The 18,303-nt window shown below is 45.4% G+C and carries 11 protein-coding genes; all 11 read right to left on the minus strand.

Annotated elements, in window-relative coordinates:
• Window positions 1–2 precede the first annotated feature (2 nt).
• The 11 genes from GC097_RS14275 to GC097_RS14325 all read right to left on the minus strand — a co-directional run bounded on the left by GC097_RS14275 (window position 3) and on the right by GC097_RS14325 (window position 18,245).
• Window positions 3–1,619, minus strand: a complete 1,617-nt coding sequence (locus tag GC097_RS14275) for a response regulator (protein WP_171683975.1) — start codon at window positions 1,617–1,619, stop codon at window positions 3–5.
• 297 nt (window positions 1,620–1,916) lie between these two features.
• Window positions 1,917–2,726 carry a substrate-binding domain-containing protein gene (locus GC097_RS14280; protein WP_246294245.1) on the minus strand — a complete coding sequence of 270 codons (810 nt, stop codon included), beginning with the start codon at window positions 2,724–2,726 and terminating at the stop codon, window positions 1,917–1,919.
• Between the two features lie 112 nt (window positions 2,727–2,838).
• Window positions 2,839–4,098: a response regulator transcription factor gene (locus GC097_RS14285; protein WP_246294246.1), complete on the minus strand. Its 1,260-nt coding sequence runs from the start codon at window positions 4,096–4,098 to the stop codon at window positions 2,839–2,841.
• Window positions 4,059–5,846, minus strand: coding sequence for a sensor histidine kinase (locus GC097_RS14290; protein WP_216625771.1), 1,788 nt, complete (start codon window positions 5,844–5,846; stop codon window positions 4,059–4,061). The genes GC097_RS14285 and GC097_RS14290 overlap by 40 nt, the downstream gene beginning before the upstream one ends.
• 107 nt (window positions 5,847–5,953) lie before the next feature.
• Complete coding sequence (locus GC097_RS14295; protein ID WP_246294247.1) at window positions 5,954–6,985, minus strand: substrate-binding domain-containing protein; 1,032 nt, start codon at window positions 6,983–6,985, stop codon at window positions 5,954–5,956.
• Between the two features lie 27 nt (window positions 6,986–7,012).
• Complete coding sequence (locus GC097_RS14300; protein WP_171683978.1) at window positions 7,013–8,038, minus strand: ABC transporter permease; 1,026 nt, start codon at window positions 8,036–8,038, stop codon at window positions 7,013–7,015.
• On the minus strand, window positions 8,013–9,542 hold the full coding sequence (locus GC097_RS14305) for a sugar ABC transporter ATP-binding protein (protein WP_171683979.1): 1,530 nt from the start codon (window positions 9,540–9,542) through the stop codon (window positions 8,013–8,015). The genes GC097_RS14300 and GC097_RS14305 overlap by 26 nt, the downstream gene beginning before the upstream one ends.
• 195 nt (window positions 9,543–9,737) lie before the next feature.
• Window positions 9,738–14,996 carry a GH116 family glycosyl-hydrolase gene (locus tag GC097_RS14310; RefSeq protein WP_171683980.1) on the minus strand — a complete coding sequence of 1,753 codons (5,259 nt, stop codon included), beginning with the start codon at window positions 14,994–14,996 and terminating at the stop codon, window positions 9,738–9,740.
• A 689-nt stretch (window positions 14,997–15,685) separates the two neighbouring features.
• The gene (locus GC097_RS14315; RefSeq protein WP_246294248.1) at window positions 15,686–16,855 is read right to left on the minus strand and encodes an MFS transporter; all 1,170 of its coding nucleotides are present in this window, start codon (window positions 16,853–16,855) and stop codon (window positions 15,686–15,688) included.
• Between the two features lie 123 nt (window positions 16,856–16,978).
• Window positions 16,979–17,680, minus strand: coding sequence for a hypothetical protein (locus GC097_RS14320; RefSeq protein WP_171683981.1), 702 nt, complete (start codon window positions 17,678–17,680; stop codon window positions 16,979–16,981).
• Between the two features lie 91 nt (window positions 17,681–17,771).
• Window positions 17,772–18,245, minus strand: coding sequence for an SRPBCC family protein (locus tag GC097_RS14325; protein ID WP_171683982.1), 474 nt, complete (start codon window positions 18,243–18,245; stop codon window positions 17,772–17,774).
• Window positions 18,246–18,303 lie beyond the last annotated feature (58 nt).

Here is an 18,303-nt window from a genome sequence, read left to right on the forward strand (position 1 = left end):
CCTTATTTCTCCCTCGATAACTTTTCTCGGTATTCCGTAGGGGTTGTCCCTGTATGTTTTTTAAATAACACACTAAAATATTGAGGGTCGCTATAGCCAACTTTGGCCGCTACTTCATATGATTTTAGAGGAGTTTGCTGCAGGAAATCTTTGGCCTTATCAATCCGGACGCGTGTGACATATTCCATGATGGTTTGTTCCTTATTTTGCTTAAACACGGTGCTGAAATAGCTTTTACTCAAATGGACATGCCGGCAAATCTCATCGACCGTAAGGTTCTCGTTCGAGTGGTGCTTTTCAATATAGTCAATTACACTCAGAACCTGCATTTTCGTCTGGTCGCTTCGTTGTTCTGAAATATACAAGATCGCTTCTTTGCAAATCGTTAGGAGCCACGTTTCAATTTCATCCAACGTTTCGAACCGGTTGATATCTTGCAGGACGATTTCATGCCCTTTAAAATGCATAACGTCGTTGCCTGCGAATTCATGAATCGTATTCATAATGGCGATAATGATCGACTGAATTTGTAGATAACAAGCCCACATTGGCATTAGCGAGGCTTTTAAATGGCTTATCAGTTGATCGATGAGAATTTGCGCTTCGCTCCGTGTTCCCGTTTTGATCAGTGTTGAAAACTTGCGATTCCATTCAATATCCAGCTGGTGAACGGGTGTATTGGCGCCTTCCATATCATCGATGGAGATGACCCTATTGTTACCAAGCAAAAATCTGTAGTCCAGTGCGGAAATAGCCCCTTTGTACGATAGAGGGAGCTCGTTTAACGTTTTGCACAGCACGCCAACGCCAACCGTAACGGTGAATTTCAAATATTTCTCCATGCAAAAGCGGATGACCTCAGCTAAGTTAAGCGCCGCTTCATAGGTCCCTTCTTCCCATTCCCCGTAAAAAATGACAGCCATGCGTTCTTCCCTCGTTCGAAAGACGATAGCCTCTTTTCCCTCCATCACTTCTTGAACGATATTAAAGGCGGCGGATCGGAAAAGCTCTGGATCGTTCTGCCATTTTTCCTTTTTTATTTCATCGAAATTGTCAATGTCAATCGCGACAACCAGGTATGGCGGAGCGATCAGCGGAAGGCCGAAATAGTGAAATCTTTCTTGAAGCCTGCTATCTCTCAGAGTGCCGCTTACAACTTGTTCAAGAAACCGTTCTCTTAATAATGGCAAACTTTGATGAAGCTGCATCTTCAGAAGAGAGAGATTTTCGCGGTTTTCAGCTTCCTGATCCATTTCGATTTTCACTTTATCAAGCAGATTGCGAAGTTCGTTTGCCGTAATCGGTTTTACGATGAAATCGTGTACCTTAAGGCGCAGTGCTTTCTGCGCATAATCAAAATCGTCATGACCGGTTAAGATGATCACCTTAATGTACGGATAGTTCAAATGAATTTGTCTGGTCAGTTCAATTCCGTCCATGAACGGCATGCAAATATCTGATAAAACAAGATCTGGCCTGAGTTCTGCAATAGCTTCCAGAGCTTCGCTGCCATTCCTGTAGTCTCCGATACACTCAAATCCGTGACTCTCCCACTCGATGCTCTCTTTGATGCCTTCCCTCACTTCGATTTCATCATCAACGATTACGATTCTATACATGGTGTACACCCCTGTCTCTACATAAAAAAACGGATTTCCGATATTTTCAGGAATCCGGTCACAGCTTTGGATGTATTGCAACGTATCATCAAAGACCGTTCCGCAGGTGGAATGTGCTTCCATCTCTCATTTCCTAATATTATACAAGTCTTTACTACCGTCGGGAAGGAGTCTAATTTGTATGGTTTTGTCGATTTCCCTCGTTTAATCGATTAATTTCCAAGTGGAAGCAAGAGAATACACGAAATGCATCCGTTTTTGTATATAGATGTCCTTTAACTTATTTGTGTATGATTTTTACTTCGTAATTATACGGCTTTGGAGGGTAACCTTTTGGGGAATATTGTCTTCTTTCTTCAAAATTTTCATTGCAAATTGAATCGCATCTTTCCCGCCTGCCGGATACGTGAAGGTACCTGCCAAGACTCCGGTATTCACCAAATGAACACCTCCCTCAGAGCCTGGAAGCCCGTCAATCCCTATAAATTGAATATCTTTAATTCTCAGTTTAGAAGCCGCAACATAAGCGCCGAGTGCCATAGCATCATTATGAGCAAAAATGACATCAATTTGCGGATAAGTCACGAACCGCTGCTTGAGTTGATCTTCTGCTTTATCCCGCAGCCAATCTGCGACAATTGTATCTACGACATGAATATTCGGATGTTGTGAAATAATTTGCAGAAAGCCTTTGCTGCGGCCAATGACAGGCGGAGATTCAGAAAGCCCTTCTACCTGCACGACGTTGCCTTCCTTGCCAGCTAGCAAATCGACAACGAACTGGCCGGCATGCCTGCCAATCAACTCATTATCTGGTCCAATATAGAGCGTATGGTTAAAATCGGGATCATCCCGGTCGAGTACAATGACGGGAATGATTTTGTACACTTTGTTTACAATGGGCGCAAGCAAGGCAACCTCATTGGGAGAAATGATTAACAAATCGATGCCAAGCCTCACCAATCGCTCCACATCGCTTACTTGCTTCTCACTGCTTTGGGCCGCATCCGCAAAAATAACTTTCACATCTTTATAATTCTGAATTTCCGTTTTAATTTCTTTATTCATTTCGATCCGCCACGGCTCAACTAAATTGGCTTGTGACATCCCGATCAAGAATTGGGTTGACTTCGGAGTTTGCGCAGTTGACATTCGGCAACCTGTCACACTGCACGTGCAAACTAGTATAAAAACAAAGGTTACGATCCAGCTTCTCCATCTAAATAAGAACATCGACGTTATTCGACCCGCCTTTCCGATATTCCGTTGGTGAGATCCCGACGATTTTCTTAAATGCCGTGCTGAAATAGTGTTGCGACGAATACCCCACCTTCTCAGCAACTTCATACATTTTGCAGGAAGGGTCATTCATCAATTGAATCGCTCGCTTGATCCTTGTTTTCGTCAAGTAATCAATAAAAGTCGCACCCAGCTCCTGACGTAGCAGACGGCTTATATAGGCTGGACTAATCTGGAACTGCTTCGCAAGATCCTGCAAAGAGAAGGTCTCCAGCTGATAGTGGGTATCGATATATTTCTTGCTTAGTAGCACAATGGGAGACCAATGCTCCTCGACCATCATTTCCTGAAGAAGCTGCCTATAAAGGTCCGGAATACCGCACCATTGATCTCTTTGCTGAGCAATGCTATGAACATTGCACTTCAAGTACTTTTCCATACTCACCGTCACCAGCTCCGCCAGAGTTTCAAGATTCGTTTGATCATTTAGATGAAGAAGGACGACGACATGATCCTTCGCATCGCGAAATATGAGAGACTGTCCTCTGCCTGACACAATCTCTTCCGTTACATTCTGAACAGCGAACAAGAGCAACTGACGATCCCATTCTTTAAACCCTTGACCAATCATTAGGCGATCCGTTACTTTAATAAGCATCATGCCGAATTGGGAAGGAACTTTTATCTTAAAAAAATCAAGCTGTTCTTCGACTTCAATGTCGGAAAGCTGCCCATTCACCCACTCATTCAGAAATCGATCTCGAATCGAAGTGAAATTTTTGGTTAAATGGGTATTCGCCCAATTCATGTATTTATTTTGAAAACTGAACTGCTCCAACTGCTTTTTAGCTCGTAAAATGACCCCCTGCAGCTCATCTTGTCGGACTGGCTTTAATAAATAATCAAAGACGTTCAATTTCACTGCTTGATGGGCAAAAGTAAATTCATCATGACCGGTAATTAATACGACCACGCTGTGAGGCAATATACGGTTCACTTTCTCGACAAGCTCTAAGCCATTCATAATCGGGATGCAGATATCGACCAATAAAAGATCGGGGCGAAGGGATTCAGCTAATTCCAGCGCCAGCTCGCCATCCTCGGCTTCCCCGACAATCTCCATACCAAACGACTCCCAGTCGAGCAATTGACGTATTTTCCGTCGGATTTTAGGCTCATCATCAACAATTAATAGGTTTATCACTTCAGAATCACCAACTTTTCCAAAAGTGGATGCCATACTTCAACCGTCGTCCCTGCGCCATATTCGCTATGGAAGATCAGACCATATTCACTGCCATAATTAAGCTTGATGCGTTCGTTAACGTTATAGATGCCAAAGCCTTGAAGTGCACTCGTATCTTTGCCTGATTTCTCAAGCATTTGACGAATTTCCTTGAGCTTCTCTGGCTGGATGCCAATGCCATTGTCTGAGACACTGCAATATAGCATTCCCTGTACAATTTTGGCTTTCACGCTCACCTTGCCGATGCCTCTTCTTGCTTTAATTCCGTGATAAATTGCGTTTTCTACTAAGGGCTGCAGTGTTAATTTCAGAATGAGTAAATGATCAAGTCCATCTTCACAATCAATTTCATACTCCAGCTTTTCCTCATATCTGATCTTCTGGATAATCAAGTAGCTTCTTACATGCGCAATTTCATCGCTCACCGTTAGCGTTTCTTTCCCTTTGCTGAGTCCAATCCGGAAAAAATGGGTCAACGCGTCAATCATTTCTACCAAATCCGTCGCTCCCCGTTCATGCGCCATCCATTGTATGGCATCTAAAGTATTGTAAAGAAAATGCGGCTTAATCTGCGCTTGCAAAATCTTGATTTCCGATTCTCGTTTTCCTTGCTGCTCTTTATACACTAGATCAATTAAGTTTCGAATCTCTTCCAGCATACTATTGAAACCGTTTCCTACCTGCCCAATTTCGTCATGATATTGATTGTCAAACCTCACATTCAAGTCGCCGTTTTGAACTTTCCGCATCAAATTTTTCAATTTATTTAGCGGATTGGCGATGGATGACGTGTAAAAAAAAGCCAATATAACAGCAAGAATAATGGTGAAAATCGCGATGATGAGTGTATAGAAACGAATTTTTGATGCTTCTTTAAATGTTTCTTTAAAAGAGAACACTCCAATAATTTTCCATTTCGTATATTCCGATTGCGTAAAAATGATTTGGTACTGATTATGATTAATCGTCTGCGTAAATTGCCGGTTTGAACGGTCCCCCAGCCACTGCGCATTAATCCGGTAGACAACAGGATTATCAGGAGAGTAAACTACTTCACCTGCGGCATCCATCATATAAACAAACCCGGTTTTGCCTAACGTGATTTTCTGAATCATTTTCTCGATGGTATCCAGCATAAAGTCGATGGAGATGACGCCTACGAATTCATGCGTCGTTGGATTTTGAATAGCTTTGACTACGGATAAGACTTCCTCCGCGTTTACTTGATTTCCGGACGTCAAGTTTCTTCCAATCGGCCTAGATATAAGCAGCAGCTCACCTTTGGATGCTATGGCCCTTTGATACCAATCTTCCCGGGTTAACGGATCACGCGAAATACGGTATTGTTCATTGCTAATATAAAGGTCCCTTTCATTCACGACAACAATTCCGGCAATTTCCGGATGAACCTCTGTATACGTCCTTAATAGTCTACGCACTTCGGTTTCAATACTCACTCGATTGGGTTCGAGCGTATTGCCTATTTGAAAAAAAGCCAACATACTTGGATCTTGCGAAATATAATGCTCAATGTGGTCCATATCACTAATATAGAACTCTACATTCTTCTGAATTTGCTCGATTATTTCTTGCGCATGCAGATTCGTTTCTCGTTCAATGGAGCTGGTATAAATAATGTCACTGATCAAACCAATCGTAAGAATAGGCAGCAAAATGAGAGAAAGGAAATAAACTAATAATTTGAAGCGTATACCTTTATGCTGAAAAGCTCTACGCCACAATCCCAATCCGACCACCTTCTTCGTCTAAGTAGTTTCCTGTTTGCATGAAAACACAGTATCCTAACAGCACGGAGCTGTTAGGATCTTGTTAAAAACGATACAATTATTTATTGACCGCCATACTTTTTAAGCATTTCAGCCGCGTTGTCTTTATTAATTTCTTGCGTTCCCAGAATAACTTGCTTTTCAAGTTTAGATCCTTCTGTCAGCAGTTTGTGCGCATTATCGATCGCTTCCTGCCCACCTGTCGGATAGACGTAAGTAGCGTTTAAGCGGCCAGCGAGAATACTTTTGATACTGCCATCCGGTGTCGGCAATCCATCTGCGCCAACGAACAGCATTTCTTTCTCGCGTCCTGCATTTTTCGCCGCGGTGTAAGCGCCTTCAGCCATCGGATCGTTATGTCCAAAAACAACATCGATCTTCTTGTTCGCCTGCAAAATGCCCTCCATAACGCTAATCGCTTTATCTCTTAACCAATCCGCATTTTGAGCGGCGATAATTTTAATATTCGGGTTGCTCTTGATACCTTCCATGAATCCGTCATGTCTTTCCTTTTGCCCGGACGTGCCTTCAAGTCCTTTGATTTCAACAACATTACCGCCCTTGTCACCTAGCGTTTTGGCTACCCATTCGCCAATTCCTTTGCCGATAATTACGTTGTCAGCACCGATATGCTGGGTGAAGGAATCGCCCTCTACACGGCGGTCTAGCGTGATCACCGGAATGCCGGCATCGTAGGCTTTTTTCACAACGGCTGTTAGAGGCTTGGCTTCATTCGGTGAGATGATCAAGAGATCAACCTTTTGTTGGATAAAATTTTCAACATCGGCAATTTGTTTGGAGTTGTCTTGCGCCGCATCTGCATAAACAACCTTGAAATCAGGATATTTCTTAGCGGCTTCGGCAATTTGAGCATTCATCGTTACACGCCATGGCTCTCCCAGGTTCGCTTGAGACATCCCAATTAAGTAACTGGATTTCTTAGGCTTCGATGCTTCTGCCGTTGCCGGTGCAGCGGAATCCTTAGCTGCCGGAGTCGAGGTGCTCGTTGTGGTTGTACTGCCACATGCGGTGAATAGTGAAGTCATCATAAGCATAAAGACTGAAGTTAGGAACACTTTTCTCATAATTTTCATTTCTAAAACCTTCCCTCTTTGTTAATTTTATGATTTTTGTTTCTGTAAAACCACGGCAATGATGATAATGAGACCTTTAACAACGAGTTGGAGATTCGTATTCACATTCTTTAATCCAAGCATGTTATCCAGAACGCCAAGAATTAAAGCGCCAATGATGGTTCCTACGATTGTTCCTTTCCCACCCGCTAGACTCGTACCGCCAATAGCTACGGCAGCAATTGCGTTCAGCTCGTAGCCGATCCCGTCATTAGGACTGCCCTGACTGACTTGTGCCGCATGAATGGTTCCTGCAATAGCAGATAATACACCTGCAGTCACGTAAATCATGATCTTGACGCGGTTAATTTTAATGCCGGAAAGATGCGCCGCCGTTTCGTTGCCGCCGATGGCGTAAACATGCCTTCCGAATTTTGTATAATTCAGCATGATGATGAAAATGATGCCCAAGAACAGGAAACAAATCGCAGGAACCGGAATGCCCCCTATACGTTCTCCAAGGATGCTGAACGCTTGGGGAGCGGCCCCCGCACCTTTGCCGTAGGCAACAGGAATTCCGATGCCTCCTGACCAAAACCGGGCAAGGCCTCGTGCGATACTCATTGAAGCCAATGTAACAATAAACGCTTGAATACCAAGTTTCGTTGAAACAATTCCGTTAAAAGCTCCAAATGCTGCGCCTAATGCCAATACAATCACGATGGTTTCAAGCATGCCCATTGAGCGGTTCATCATAAGATCAGCGGCGGCTGTTGCGGTTAAACCAAGAATGGCGCCGACAGAAAGATCAATTCCGCCAATCAAAATGACAAGAGTCATGCCAATCGCCATAATGCCATTCTCCGAAATGGAGCGTACGACATTTGCCAAATTCGTCGGGGCAAGGAATAAATTTTCACCATCTCTTGTACAAATGATTGATGCTGCGCCAATGACTAACAGAAGTCCGAATAAGCTTTGAAATCGGATCAGAAGGCTAAGTAATTGATTCTTTGGCAAGACATCTGACTGCTTAAAGGCATTCGATTTAAATAATGTTTTGGGTGTTGTCATGTAAGGTCGGTTCCTCCCTATCCGTTGCTGCTTTCAACAGCTTCTCTTCCGTTGCCTCCGCCCGCATGAACTCGCCCGTGACTCTCCCTTCGCAGATCGTAAGGATGCGATCCGATAACCCGAGTATTTCGGGCATATCCGAGGAGATGAGCAGGATGCCCATGCCACTGAGCGCTAACTGGTGAATGACTTCGTATATTTCAGCTTTCGCATTTACATCGATTCCTCGGGTAGGCTCATCCAGCAGCAGAATGGTTGGTTTTGAGAGCAGCCATTTTCCGATAATGACTTTTTGTTGGTTCCCTCCACTTAACTGTTTAGCCAGAGTCGCATAGCTGGGCGCTTTGATCCTTAACGTGCGGATTTGCTCGTCCCAGACGACCTTTTCCTGCTTCCTCTTCATAAAAAACATTCGGCTAAACGTATCGAGCAGGGGAAGCGACATATTCTCACCTATCGAACGACTTAGCACGAGTCCTTGTCCTTTGCGGTCTTCCGTCAAGAAAGCCAGTCCCGTATCAATGGCATCCCTTGGATTTCTGATCATTGCTTTTTGATCATGGATATATACATTGCCAGTACTCCGCTTTACATGCAGACCGTAGAGGCATTCAAACAACTCTGTTCTGCCCGATCCGAGCAACCCGGAGATGCCTAGTATCTCACCTTCATGCAAGGAGAGTGACACATTCTTCAGTTTTCTTTTGCCATTCGAAACGGATGGATCAAAGGATAAGTTTTCTACGCGAAGTACTTCTCTCCCCTTGCGAAAATCTCTGTGCGGGAAAAGATCAGCGAACGATCTACCCACCATCATGCGTACTAACTCATCATGATTTGTTTCGGCAGTGACAACCGATCCTACGAGTGCTCCGTCCCGCAGCACAACCACACGCTCGGAAAGAGCAAAAATCTCTTCCATTCTGTGGGTGATGTAAATGATGGATACTCCTTTTGCGGATAACTGTTTCACCACTTGGAATAGTTTTACGGTTTCATGCTTGCTTAAAGCCGTTGTCGGTTCATCCATGATCAGTATTTTAGCATCAAGCGAAAGCGCCTTGGCAATTTCCACAAGCTGCTGCTCACCAATCCGCAGTCGTTTAACCTGCTGATGAGGCGGAACAGTTAGATCCAAGATGTTCATGAATGCTTTCGCGCTTGTATTCATCATTTTGTAGTCAATGAAGCCAAACTGGTTTCGCTGCTCTCTGCCCAAGAAGATGTTCTCGGCTACGGTTAATTCCGGAATCAGCTGCAGTTCCTGATGAATTTTCACTACGCCGTGCTTGCTTGCATCCGTTGGCGAACTGATATGAACTTCCTCACCATGTATCCGGATCTCGCCTTCATATGTGTGGGTTGCTCCGCTCAGAATGTTCATTAACGTAGATTTTCCTGCGCCATTTTCACCTAATAAGGCCATAACCTCACCTTGCTGTAGCTCCAATTCAACGCCTCGAAGCGCCTGCACCAAACCAAACGATTTAGAAATTTGATGCATCTTTAATATGGTTGATCTAACGATGTTACTCCCCCCTCACTTGCTATACTCAAAAAATACCATGTCGGGGGAAGTGAAGTATTTAGAATAAAATGTAATAGTTTACAACTTTACACACAACGTTCATTTCCTTTAAAGGACACGAACTTAAATAAACATCATTTAAGCTCGTGCCCAGTTCACTAAATAAATAACTTAGTTTAAAATTCCCAGGGCAACTATTGCGAGGTCCATAAGATCAATTCTGTCATCGCCATTAACGTCTGCATATTTAATTTGCTCCCAATCCTCACTGCTTTCTTTCGTTTTACCGTAGTTAGCAGCTACCATGGCTAAATCTCCGATACTTATTTTATTGTCACCATTCAGATCACCCTGCATAGGAAGAATAGCGGAAGCGTTGAATGCTTGTAGAGCTGCACGCAATTCAGCCTCTGCTTGATCCACTTGAGATTGTGTTGCCGCTGAGTCATTTGCTATATCTTTAGCTTTATCGATTGAGGACTGCAGCGCAGCTTTGGCCCCTGCTGGATATTGACCGGCATGCGTACCTTCCACCGCCGCATCATGTTTCGCTTGCGCTTCTGCAATCATGGCGTTCAATGCCGTTTTATCGATGACGAAACCCAACTGAATCTGTACTTGGCGAGTATCACCATTCAATTGCGATTCCACACCTTGGCCGTCAGCAATCACTACGTTAGACAACGTCAAAGTCGCTGTTGCCGGCTGTGAAATCGACTTCGCTTTCCAATGAAATCGAATTAAATCGCCGTTCAGATTTGCTGCGGTTGCTCCTACACTTGCTGCAACGAGCCGGATTTGCCCCGGTTTTTCAGCTTTATTTACAATCATAAATCCATCTTTCAACGAGTCGGCAGAAATAAACTCCAACATGTCAGGATCGTAGGTAATCGTCAGATCCTGTGCAAATACTTGCTGAGTCAAGCCCTTCAAGCCATATGTCTGATCAAATGATTGGCCGGCAAACACGGAATTCGCGACTGTTAACGTTGCCGAAGGACCCGTAGGCACTCCCGATTGTCCACTAATCGTAATGATTACTTCTCCATGAACGCTAGCGTCTGCCTTTAAGGTTGCCACGACTTTAACCGTACCGTCTTTTTGCGCAGTCAATAAACCGCTGCTACTAATGACAGCCAAGTCTGTCGAAGCACGATCCGTGCCGTATACCGCCCAAGTCACAGATTTGTCAGCCGCATCTGCTGGTTCAACAGCTGCGTGCATTTGCAATGTGCCGCCTTTTTCCGTAATCGCAACTGTTCCATTTTCCCCTGACACAGTAATCCCCATTCCCCCGTTACCAGACTGTATCGTGATCCGGTCGCCTGAGGACAAGGTCACAGTTTGAGGCAAAGTTGCAGTGGCCGTCGTTCCACTTAGGGTTACAGTGGCGTCTGTAACTTTTTGACCGTTTACGCTAACGGACCAACCTGATGTTGAGGTATCCGCAGGTACAGAAACCGAGAATGTCTTCAACTCCAGTGTCCCGGATGCAAGGTTGATGCTGTCAATCTGTCCGCCATTATCCAGCTTCTGACTAAATGTGCCGTATCCGTTTGCCGCTGTGAAAAATGATTTGTGATCGTTAGGCTGCCACGTCGGAGCGAAGCCGATCGCTTGATGCGGAGCATCATAGGTGAAACCTTGCAGAGCGAGCAGCAAGGACCAGGAAGACAACGTCCGCCCGTACCATTGACCGCATTCGTCATCGCCAAACGGGTTGCCGCTGCCATCGCCGATGCCGCAGCCGCCGAAAGTCATGTACGGTTGATTTCTGAGACGGCCGTCGTAACGATTGGAAGCAGCGTTCACAACGGTAAGGCCTTCGTCAAGCAGTCCGCGCTGAATCATAGCCGCAGCCGCTGAGTACTCAAACCCAGACATTACCTCATCGAAATAATGAATGCTGTTCGACGGCCTGTCATTGCCAGGCCATGTTGACATCACCAGTCCGGCGTCACCCGGTTCAACGTATGTGCGGTACTGGTGGTTAAAATCAATGAAATTGTCATAGTAATTGTTCTTGAAAAGGTTTTTCAAGGCTAGCGTCATATGCTCCGAATCATAAATATCGCCTAAACCCAATTGCGTGGACCACCACTGTCCAAGCAGCATGTCGATTTCCGAGCCATTTCCGATAAAATTGGTGGCTCCTCCTCCGCTTTGCGCTTTTTCAACATAATACTGACCGTTCCACAGCATACTTTCTTGGTTCGTCTTCCCTTTATTATAGATAGCATCGTATTTGTCTCCTGAAGCGGTATCACCTGCAGCTTTCGCCAAATGCGCCGAAGCATTGACAGCAGCCAAGTACATCGAACCCAACCAAGAATTCATTGCAGGTGAGCCTGCATCGAGCGTAGTCAATGCGCCGCCTTGCAGAATACCGTTTGCGTTTGGATCATGATGGGTGATGACATAATCCATAGCTCCCTTAATTTTTGGCCAATATGTGCTTAACCAGCTTGTATCCGGTGATTGCAGATAATCACGGTACGCCGAAAGAATGACGCCAGTTTGGCCATCGAAAGCGAAAATATCGTTATTATAACGATAAGGCAGAAGGCCATCCGGTTTTTCCGCATCTAACCACTGTTGGTCGAACATTTGCCCTATTTGAGGCCAAAGTCTGGAGTGAGCCTGTGCATAGTGCCATACGTGGTTTGGCATATTGTCGCAGCAGCCGTAGCCTTCCCATCCGCCAAAGAAGCCGTTTTTTGCCCAAAATACAGTCGGCGTATGGAGCAAAGCCGTTGCGGAAGTAAGGCGGTCAAGTACATATTGCGGTAAATTCGAACTATACATCGTATCATGGTAGAGCTCGGTCTGTGATTGCAAGCTCGCTAGGTTGGCAGTAACGTACTGATCGACTTCAGCTGCGTTATTCCACCAATTCGTGTACTGCATGCCTTCACCACCGAAACCGCGCGCTGGATTCTGCGGGAAGTACCAGCTCAGAAGTACCTTAACCTGTTTGGTTTCGCCTGGCGCTAGCATTAAGGAGGACGTTAAAGCACCATCAACCGTTGTTCCAGCTTGTGGACTGGAAGCATTGCTAGAACCTGTAACACTGCCGCTTGCAAACGCAGTTTGCAGCGCGTCAAGCGTATTCCAGGAAGCCGTACCTCCGGTTTGCGGCCCCAGGACAGACAATGTCATACTGCCCTTACTGCCATTCATTTGCAGCTGCGACGCCTCACTGCCGGTTTGCAGCGTATTGCTGTTGCTTCCGTAACCACTGAAGTCACGTTTGTTCGCCCCAGTGATGGAACCAATTCCATCAAAACCGACGGCATTTTGCTGTGATGCAAGAAGAGAAACATTCACTTCATTTGATGTCGGATTCTTAAATGTCATCGTATAGATAGCTGTTGGAATAGCGGAATCTTTCATATTGCCCGGAATCATCGGATTAAAGATGTCTTGGGTGATTTCAATCGGCATCTGATCATCTTGAAAGTTATAACGTCCCATCGGATATTCGCCTTGAAAAGTCAGCGATTTCATCGCATTAAACGCTCCGACTGCTGTCGTCTGGAGTGCACGTACGATAGGCTGACCTCCTTCAGGCTGGGCACGGACAGCAAAGAAACTGTTCGGTACGATGCCTGTTGTGCGATTGCGGAACGTATCGTCACTATTGAAAATCCATGCTTCACTGCGCTCCCCTGTACCGAAATGTCGGATACCGCCGGCGCCGATCGGTCCAACCGGAAATTCAATAGCCGTCAGCTGCGCTCCCGAGTAGGTAACCGTATCACCGCGCGCGTAAAGGTCCTGTGCGGGGCGGTAAAAGGAAAGTGTGGAGGCTGGACTGGATTCAGATCCGTCTGTTCCAACGGCCGTAACACGATAGTAATAGGTCGCATCAGCGGGTACTGTCTTATCATGGAAAGAAGCTTCCGACAGTATGCCATCGTTCAGTTTGATGAAATTTTTTTCAGAATCCGTTGATCTGTACACGTTATATCCACTCAATTGAGACTCCGTAACCGGTTGCCAAGTCAACGCATAGTTTGAGCTGCTGTTCCGTGTAACATTCAACTCTTTTGGCGCAGCTGGCACATTTACAAATACGTCGTCTAATGTAATATGTCCCCACGCGCCGGTTGCATTGTCAACCATTTTAAAGAAAATCTTCTGCCCAAGATACGCCGACAGATTAAGCGTGCGCAATTGCATAGTCTCGGCGTTATTGCCGGCCAACTTACCTACTTCACGGCAACTGTCGGACTGGGACGTATCTACCGTGCAAGCTGCCACGTAAGTGTTCGCCCCGTTTCCGCCGCCAACCAGCATCGATACTTCCGGACGCGTAAGGGTCACCTGCGGAGATACGATCACTGCGTTATAAGAATCTCCATAAGTACCATTTCCCTCAAGGGTTGAAAGAAAAAACTTGCCTTCTTTGGTGTAAGGGGTGCTTGGGGCGTTATGAAAGAATACGTTGCTTGCAAGAATGGGTATATTCGACGGGTTGGATGCTGCATTCCATCCTTCCAGAGTTCCGCTTTCGAAGCCCCAGTGACTGCCGTTCTGCCCGACCTGAGCCCCTGCAGTAATGATCGAAGGGTCCACATGGAACACATTGGATTTCACCGTTTGTTCCGTTCCAGCAGTATCCGTAAACCGGACGTAAAGATACCAGTCTCCGGCCACTCCGCTCTGCGTGAGCATACCGCCGTTTGCAAAAGAGGTCCAAGCTGCCTCATCGGGCGTCGTGCTGTTCTTCGACCATTGGTATTTCAAAGTCGATGCCTGAGCACCGGTCGCCGTTGCAACAGTGGAAACACTTCTCGCCTTAGCATCATTGCCATTCAAGCTGAAATTCACAATCACTGCGTGTTGTGTATTCTCATAAGCGGCCACATTATCAAATTGAACCGTGCCTCCATATGTACCCAACCCGAATTGACCGGATGTGAACGAAGTATCGTTCACATCGATAATCGGTGTTGCTGCATTGTTAAAGGTTATTTTGATGTTGCTTCCGGAAGTTACAACTTTTAAATGATAAGTCTGCCCCGTCGTCAAGGGTTGAATGACACTTTGTATAGGCGCATACACAGAGTTTGTGAACTTCAGCAATTTAACTACATTCGTCGTGGCCGAGGAATCGAGCGTTACCGCATATGTATTCGTTCCCGTGCTGTTGCTTTTAAAATACAAATGTCCTGCCGCTTTATCCGTAACCAGCTTAATATCCGCTTCATAAGTAAAGTCCGTTCCTGTTACCCCCTGTCTCAGGGTCAGCCCATCTCCGGTAGAAACACCCTGTGCTGCTGTTCCCGCATTTGTCCATGTTCCCTTAACCGTACTCCAATTCGTCAAAGTACCTGCATTAAAATCATCGGTAAAAATGACACTAGGCGAGCCGGCTGCGGCTACAGCAGCTTGCACCACCCCTTGAGGAAGGACGACTGTACCCATTGTAGAAAATAAAACGGAACAAGATACACATAAGCTAACTAACTTCTTACTGAGCCTCAATGGAATTCCCCCTACATAATTAATGACGACAGAGAAAAAAAGTAAGCGATTGCATTACGATTTGAGCAGTGAAAACAAAAAAACATATCGAGTTGTCCTAACCCCCTCCTTCATAAGGATTATGTTTATATTGTAATAGGGTGCATAGTCCTTGTATTTACAAAAACACGTATTGTCTTTCAATATTCCACACTCATTATCGGAAATTTCAAGATGTGACATGATACGACATGTATCACAATAGGCGTGATTAACACCTTGCAGATCCTCCCTCCCAGAAATGAAATACCGGTGAGCCAGATGTCTGGCATATCCTTTGAGCATCGTCTATCCCCAACTTCGTGCACGTGAACGGAATCAACAAAAAAAAATCAGCTAATTTTCACGAGACATCCAACCAGGTTTTCGTGCACGTGAACGTACTCATCTTAACAAAATATACTCTATTCTGTAAACGCTTCGTTGAAAAAAACTCTTTTCAATATCAACTCCACGTGACATACTTTTCATTCCATGTGAGAAAGAGCTCATTCAACTCATTCCTTGGAAGAGTATCCTACACCACAACACAAATAAGGCTGCTCATTTAGCAGCCCTATTATGCCGTCTAGCGGAATCCATCCTTCCATTCATTGCGATACCGAAGCGCTTGGATCATGCTGTTTCCTGCGGAGCCAAACAACAACTCCGAACACGACGACAGTTGCCATCGACAACCAGGAGCTGTATAGAAACACTTGTCTCATGCCGTACGCCGCACTCATTATTCCGCCGAAGAAACTCCCGATAATGCGGGCGGCTCCAAGGCTGAGCAAACCGTTCAGTGTTTGTCCGCTAGCTTTCCATTCCGCAGGCACTTCACGGTTGATGAAGGTAGCCAGCGTAACGGATAATACGATGAAAATAACGCCATGCAGCAGTTGCACCGGTAATATCCAATGAGGCTGGTCAATGACGGAAAACAAGAACCACCGGACGGAAGACCCCAGCGCGGCAACGATCAAAAGCACCGATACCGACACACGCTTGAAAATCCAGCCGGAAAACAGCAGAAACGGCAGCTCGCTCATCGAAGAAATGACCATGGACCACCCCAGCATCAAGCTGTCGGCGCCCATTTCCTTGAAATAAATCGGGAAAAAGGCATAATAATATCCTAGCGTAACTTGGACAATAAAATTAATCCCCAAATAAAACATTAGCTTTCCATTACGGAAGAGCTCCCTGAATTTTTTCCCTGTGACGTTAGACGACCGGCTAACGGCTTGCGGAAAGCACCAAAGGAGCAGCAAGGCGGCAACCATCGTGCCTGCGTAGACGGGAAACATCGAATTAATGTGCGATTTGGCGACGATGCCAAATATAAGAGACATGGTGGCGAAACCTACCGTGCCGCCAAGACGGATCCAACCAAAGTTCCATTTGGGACGCCTGTCCAGCTCTTCCAATGTTATCGCATCGCTGAGCGCAAAAATAGACGTCTGGAAAAACATGAACACACAGATTAACACAAGCAAATACATGAACTGATGCGAGAGCGGAAAAAACATAATCGAAACAGCGCTGCCAATTAAGAGCAGGCACAACACACTATTTTTGGTCTTGGCACGATCGCCCAATGCTCCCCATATCGGTTGACCCAACATGGCAACGAGCGGCCCAAGGCTTAGAAGCATCCCGATTTGCTCTTGGGAAAACTTGATGTTATGCAGGTATACCGGTAAAAATGTGCCATAGACCGCATTTCCCATATAAATGACGGCATAAAACAACAAAAATGCGTAAAGTCTCGTTGTCAACCCCTTCTTTCCTTCTTGAAATAAAATAAACCAGCCCCAAGATGAAGGGCCGGCTCCGACTTCAGGTTATTAAAAATGTACGACAAGTACCGTTAGCGTTCAAGCTTTATTTTTCGCGTGCTGCTACATGACTAACCGGGCGGAACAGCACGGACAGGCGTCCCTTTCCAAATACACTTCTTTTACCAGTTTCAAATAGTCCATGGACCTGCTTAGATCCATTTCCTCCCTGTTCATCCGGTATTGCTTCCCATTCAACATATTCCACACCTGCAAGGATTCCGGCATTTTACCAAATGCTTTCACACAAAAGATGACCGTCATATGGAAAAATAGTTGCATCGCTGCCTCGTTTTCTTCCATCACATATTTATGGATCACGAAAGAATCCTTCGCCGGCGCCATGACTTGCATAATTTGAGATAAACCCGAATGAAGCTCTTCAACCCACACAGGACTGCTCTCGAAAAGCATAAGCGGACATTCGACGGCATTCTCGCCGGTAAGCGCCTTATACAGATGCGTAAGCACGCTTCGTTTGACATCCATATAAAATGCCAGCGACTCAAACTTGCGAAACTTATTCGTCCATCGTCTCTCGAACTGTTTCGTTAAGGAAAATAACGTTCGTGATTTTAGCGGCAGCGAATACCAATCGTTGATCGCATGGTAAGCCGCATACTGTGTAAGCTGTCTCCAATCCGGTTCGTCAGGACTAAAATGCCTGCATTCTGGAGAAGTGTTCCGAATCCAAAGCTCGAGTTGATAATCGGTCAAGATGTGCATGGTTCCCGTGCCCACTCCGATCTCATTGTCGTTCAACATATGTATGGAACACCCCCGCGATGTATAGGAAACATTAATTGATAATGATTTTCAATATCATTTATTAATTCAAATGATAATGTTTCTCAACTCAACTGTCAAGTCCCTTCCTCATCGCTTCCTCAGCCACCGTCTTGATATACATATTCCTTTGCAGCAAAAAGTTATGCATATAGGCTTCCAGAAACCATTGATCCGCTAATCTTCCCAACACGCCAAGAGGCGACGTATACGTAAAGATATCGATCATTCTTGTACCGTTATGGACAGCAGTAAACTCATGGGTGTGTCTGAAATGCTTGAAAGCTCCGCCAACCTGTTCGTCTACAAAACGATGAGGACGTTCCATTTCCGTTATTTTCGCAGTAAGCTTCTGTTTAATGCCAAAATGAACCGCTTCCCATGTCACGGTCTCCCCCAATTCAATGAGGCCGCTTGTCCTGCCTGCAACCGGTCTTTCCTTCGTTTGTGCGGTTGACTTCGCATGGATGTCGATGCTTCTTGCCAAATCAAAAACAGTCTCAACGGGGGCGTTAATCAGCAGTTCAATCCGTATGGTCGGCATGAAGTCAACACACTTCCTTCTAAATTGTATTCCTCATTCAACATTGAAACTTAAGAAA

This window comes from Paenibacillus planticolens (assembly GCF_013141725.1).
Classification (GTDB): domain Bacteria; phylum Bacillota; class Bacilli; order Paenibacillales; family NBRC-103111; genus Paenibacillus_E; species Paenibacillus_E planticolens.